The sequence below is a fragment of the Lacticaseibacillus camelliae DSM 22697 = JCM 13995 genome (genome assembly GCF_001311195.1).
Taxonomy (GTDB): domain Bacteria; phylum Bacillota; class Bacilli; order Lactobacillales; family Lactobacillaceae; genus Lacticaseibacillus; species Lacticaseibacillus camelliae.
In genome coordinates, this window is record NZ_BBAJ01000125.1 from 1 (window position 1) to 4,098 (window position 4,098).

Here is a 4,098-nt window from a genome sequence, read left to right on the forward strand (position 1 = left end):
CTTCAGGCGCACGGTGTGACGCTGCGCGGCGATGCGGCCGCGCGGACGATTGTGCCCAGCATGCAGCCTGCCACGGCCGCAGACTGGGACACCGAATACAATGATTTAATCATGGCGGTCAAGGTGGTGGATTCAGAGGACGCAGCGATTGGTCACATTAACGCGCACAACACGAAGCATTCCGAAACTATCGTGACAGACGATTACGCTGCCGGTGAGCAGTTTCTTAGTCAGGTCGACGCCGCATGCGTGTACGTGAACGCGTCAACGCGGTTCACGGATGGGCAGGAGTTCGGCTTTGGCGCCGAGATCGGGATCAGCACCCAGAAGCTGCACGCCCGCGGCCCGATGGGCCTGACCGCGCTGACCACGACCAAGTACCAGATTCGTGGCAACGGGCAAGTGCGCAAGTGAAGCGCTCAGAGTAAAAAAACGTCTTTGCGGCAGGCACGGTCTGCGGACCGGCGCGATGCGGCAGAGACGTTTTTTTTGTTAAACATGGCCCCATTGGCGCGAGTGTTCAAAGGCGCGTGGCCACCATGGTCAGCGCCTGGGTGCCGTTCAGCCAGTGAATCACTGCAGCCGAGGTGGCGATGCGCACCACGTTTTCTGTGAAAAATATTTATTTTAATCTAACATTGCTCACAGATAAGCTGTATTATTTGATTTATATATACGAAGAGAGTAGTTGAGTTAATGCGAAAATCTAATCACCGCAAGCCGCGTTGGGGCCGCATTATTCCTTTTGCGCTGGCCTGCATGCTGGCGCTTGGGCTGGTGATCGGCCTGACCGTCAACGCCCTGAACGATGACGGGGCCGATGCGGCTGGCTCGACCAGCCCCCAGGCCTCAAGCGCCAGTCAGGCGGCCTCTAAGGCAACGGCCAAATTGTCCTCGGCCAGCACTAGGAATCAGACCGCTAAAATTAAGCGCACGCTGACCCAGTACCTAAAGGGCGTGACTCAAAGCGGGCACGTTGCCGTCAGTTTTTACAATCTGGCGCCAGTTTCTGGCAGTGCCGCGGCTAAAGCGGCTGACGCGGCGGTTTACCAGGCAGGCAGCCTGGCCGTTGCCGAAAACGGAGATCAGCGCATGGTCGCCGCGTCAACGTTCAAGCTTTACATTACCGCCTGGCTGTTTCATGAGCTGGAGACCGGCGTGAAGACCTGGACGGCAGCCGACGAGGACGGGTTCCAGCGGATGATCGTGAACTCCGAGAATGACTATGCCGAAAGTCTGCTGCAGCAAAGTGGTGCGGCAGCGCTGAATCATTACTTTGCGACGCTTGGGACGGGGTACGTCTTTAAAACCGTGGGCACTGCGACCACGACGAGCAATGACTTGCTCACCATGCTGAAGGCCATCGAACGAGGCACCGGGCCGTTTGCCGATGCCGCACTGCGCCAAAAGCTGCTGACCGCGATGTGCAAGCAGGTATACCGCAGCGGCATTCCGGCTGCGGCCAGTGCAGTGGCCAACGGCAGCGTTGTTCAGGACAAGGTGGGGTGGCTGGGCAGTACGGATAACGATGCCGGTATTGTGACCACCCCGCACGGCGATCGGTACCTGCTCGTGATCATGACGGATAATGGCAGCTATCAGGATTTCTCGCAGGTCAAAGCCATTGCCAAGCAAGTGCAAACAATCGTTTACGGCTGACACCGAATTTTCCTGTCATCGAGGAGATTTCCCCGGTGGCTTTTTATTTGTCTCAAGCGCCGGCAATTGCGCTCGTTGTTCCCAGCCATGAATAACGGCAGTTTTAAAAAAATAATATATTGTTTATGTTGACGATAAGAAAATAAATGGGATATACTCACTGTATCAAAACGGATGGAGGCGGTTACATGACAACGACTGTGACGAAAGGGGCAGTGGTTCGCTGCCAGGCTAACGGCAATATGGAATATCCATTTATCGGTACCGTGGTCAAACGCTACGAGAACTCCGCATGGGTCACGATCGATGAATTTGATCCGCGCGATCAAATGAATGCGCGCGATCTGTTATTTCAAAGCGTGATTGCCTTGAAAAAAAATGACGATTCTCAAGGCCGGTGAGCCGGAGCCGGAGCCGGCAGCTGAAGAGGCGGCGGGCTGACCAACCGCAGGCGGGCCAACTATGCTATAATAAGTAACGTTACCTAACGTTGCACGGCAGAAGGGGGAACTTTTTTTTGGCCCAAGTGATCACGGTCGGCGAGACGGTCGACGTTAAAAAAAGCAAACAAGTGCCACTGAGTTTCACAGGCACCGTGGAAAAGTTGTATGCCAATGCGGCTTTGCTGACAATCGACTCGTTCAACAAGGCAGACAAGGAAGTCGTTGACGACCTGAAGAACCGCACAGTCGTTAACTACAAAGACATTAAAAAAGACGGCCAGGCGGTTGAGCCGCCAGCTCCCGAGGAGCCGACAGGCCGCAACAACCGGTCGGCGAAGACCACAAAGAAGTAGGCTGAGGCCTATTTTTTTTGGCTTGAGGCGTCTGATTGGCCGTGCACAACTCATCCTTGGTACACTTAAGTTATACCAAGAAGGAGGGATAGCTATGGCAGATCTTGATGCAATGAAGGACAAGGTCGTTGGCAAAGTGAAAGAAACTACCGGTAAGGCAACGGGCAATGAAAAGCTTGAAGCCAAGGGCAAAGCCCAAGGACTGAAGGGCGAGGCGAAGGATAAAGTGGCCGACGCCAAGCGGAAGGCGAAAGATTCCACCGACGATCTCACCGAGAAGGCGGCAGACAAGTTCAACGACACAGTTGACAGCTACAAGGATCACCACTGAGACAAGAAAGCCGGGCAGCTGCCCGGCTTTTGTTGCGTCAAATGCGCGAAACCCCCTTGCGTGATAGGTGGAAGGGGGCAACGGTCCCGGCAGTCAGGCGCCGCTTCAACTGCGGGAAAAAAATCTGCCTTGCGCGTTTCGGCGAGACAAACCAGCGCCGGGCCGTTGGCGGAGACAAACGTGGTAAAACCGCCCGCAGCCCGCACGGCGCGGGCGACCATTTCGGCGTGCGGAAAGTAATCATCCGTGACCTGCTCTTTGAGCGGGAAGTGCCGGCTCAACCAGTCGCCGTCTGCGCTCATCATGGCGTTCATCACGGCCTGCGCCGACGCCGCGCTTTTCGTTGGCTCAGGCGGTACCGGAGTATCCACGACCTTGTCAGGCAGGTAGATGGCCCCTTGTACCAGTTCGGTGCCGAAGTTCAGGACGTTTTTCGGGCCGTTGAACACCAGACAGCCGCCGTACAGCGTGGCCTCAATGGCGGCGCGGTTGGGCTCAAAAAAAGTCGGCGACTGAGAGCTTTTTACTCAGGGGGACAGGCTGGTCGCCGATGGTTGCCGCCAATTCGATGCCCAGCATCGTGGCGGCCAGGGAGGCGCCTAAGCCGACTCCGGTCTTGACCGTGGTGTGTAAGGTCAGGTCATGTGGGACTAGCAAGGGGTCCACCGTTTCAGCGACGCTGACGATCAGATTGGTTTGATCAGTAGGAAGGCTGGCGTCGTTGCTGGTCACGCGCCATTCAAAACTCTCTTCGCCAATGTCCAGCGCCACGCCACGGTCAATTGCCAGCGCCAGATCCGGCTGAATGCGTGATGTGATTGTTCCTGGTACCCAGATTGCCATGGCCAAGCCCCCACCTAATTAGATATAAATAAGTATATCTAATTGTATTCTCATATACCAGCGTTTTGAGTGATTTTCCGAAAATGGTATACTGGAAAAATATGGAGGCCGTGATGGTTAAATTAGTGTTGATCCGGCACGGCGAAAGCGCCGCGAACTTTTCGAATACTTACACCGGCTGGTCGGATGTGCCGCTGACGCCACTTGGTGTTCACCAGGCCCATGATGCCGGGCAGGCGCTGGCAAAATTGGCCCTACCGTTCAGCCACGTTCACACTTCGGTACTGAAGCGGGCGATTCAAACCGCCTACGTGGTTCAGGATGAGATCGGCCAAAACTGGCTGCCGATCACCAAATCCTGGCGTCTGAACGAGCGCCATTACGGGGCCTTGCGCGGGTTGAACAAGGACAAGACACGTGAGCTGTTCGGCAAGGCGCAGGTGGCTCGCTGGCGACGCGGCTTTTGCGC

General features: G+C 55.8%; 8 protein-coding genes. 6 read left to right on the top strand and 2 right to left on the bottom strand.

Going from position 1 to position 4,098, the window contains the following annotated elements; translation table 11 throughout:
• The 5 genes from JCM13995_RS13055 to JCM13995_RS13075 all read left to right on the top strand — a co-directional run.
• On the top strand, positions 1–414 hold a 414-nt coding region (locus JCM13995_RS13055; protein ID WP_156314502.1), incomplete at its 5' end, for an aldehyde dehydrogenase family protein.
• 282 nt (positions 415–696) lie between these two features.
• Positions 697–1,659 carry a serine hydrolase gene (locus JCM13995_RS13060; protein ID WP_156314503.1) on the top strand — a complete coding sequence of 321 codons (963 nt, stop codon included), beginning with the start codon at positions 697–699 and terminating at the stop codon, positions 1,657–1,659.
• Between the two features lie 188 nt (positions 1,660–1,847).
• Positions 1,848–2,060: a hypothetical protein gene (locus JCM13995_RS13065; RefSeq protein WP_054666398.1), complete on the top strand. Its 213-nt coding sequence runs from the start codon at positions 1,848–1,850 to the stop codon at positions 2,058–2,060.
• A 116-nt stretch (positions 2,061–2,176) separates the two neighbouring features.
• Positions 2,177–2,455, top strand: coding sequence for a hypothetical protein (locus tag JCM13995_RS13070; RefSeq protein ID WP_054666403.1), 279 nt, complete (start codon positions 2,177–2,179; stop codon positions 2,453–2,455).
• Positions 2,456–2,549: 94 nt separating this feature from the next.
• Complete coding sequence (locus JCM13995_RS13075) at positions 2,550–2,786, top strand: CsbD family protein (protein WP_054666408.1); 237 nt, start codon at positions 2,550–2,552, stop codon at positions 2,784–2,786.
• On the opposite strand, the gene JCM13995_RS13080 is transcribed toward JCM13995_RS13075, so the two are convergent.
• Entirely contained in the window at positions 2,777–3,235 is a 459-nt protein-coding gene (locus tag JCM13995_RS13080) for a hypothetical protein (RefSeq protein WP_054666412.1), read from the bottom strand. The genes JCM13995_RS13075 and JCM13995_RS13080 overlap by 10 nt on opposite strands.
• Before the next feature lie 46 nt (positions 3,236–3,281).
• On the bottom strand, positions 3,282–3,629 hold the full coding sequence (locus JCM13995_RS13085) for a homoserine kinase (protein WP_054666416.1): 348 nt from the start codon (positions 3,627–3,629) through the stop codon (positions 3,282–3,284).
• Positions 3,630–3,742: 113 nt separating this feature from the next.
• Here JCM13995_RS13085 and JCM13995_RS13090 point away from each other — a divergent pair.
• The coding region (locus JCM13995_RS13090; protein WP_156314504.1) for a 2,3-bisphosphoglycerate-dependent phosphoglycerate mutase at positions 3,743–4,098 on the top strand (356 nt) is incomplete at its 3' end.

What these genes read in the sequence shown, in the direction of transcription:
- JCM13995_RS13085 (WP_054666416.1), bottom strand. Translation starts at nt 3,629, where the DNA reads ATGGCAATCTGGGTACCAGGAACAATCACATCACGCATTCAGCCGGAT.
- JCM13995_RS13075 (WP_054666408.1), top strand. Translation starts at nt 2,550, where the DNA reads ATGGCAGATCTTGATGCAATGAAGGACAAGGTCGTTGGCAAAGTGAAA.
- JCM13995_RS13065 (WP_054666398.1), top strand. Translation starts at nt 1,848, where the DNA reads ATGACAACGACTGTGACGAAAGGGGCAGTGGTTCGCTGCCAGGCTAAC.
- JCM13995_RS13060 (WP_156314503.1), top strand. Translation starts at nt 697, where the DNA reads ATGCGAAAATCTAATCACCGCAAGCCGCGTTGGGGCCGCATTATTCCT.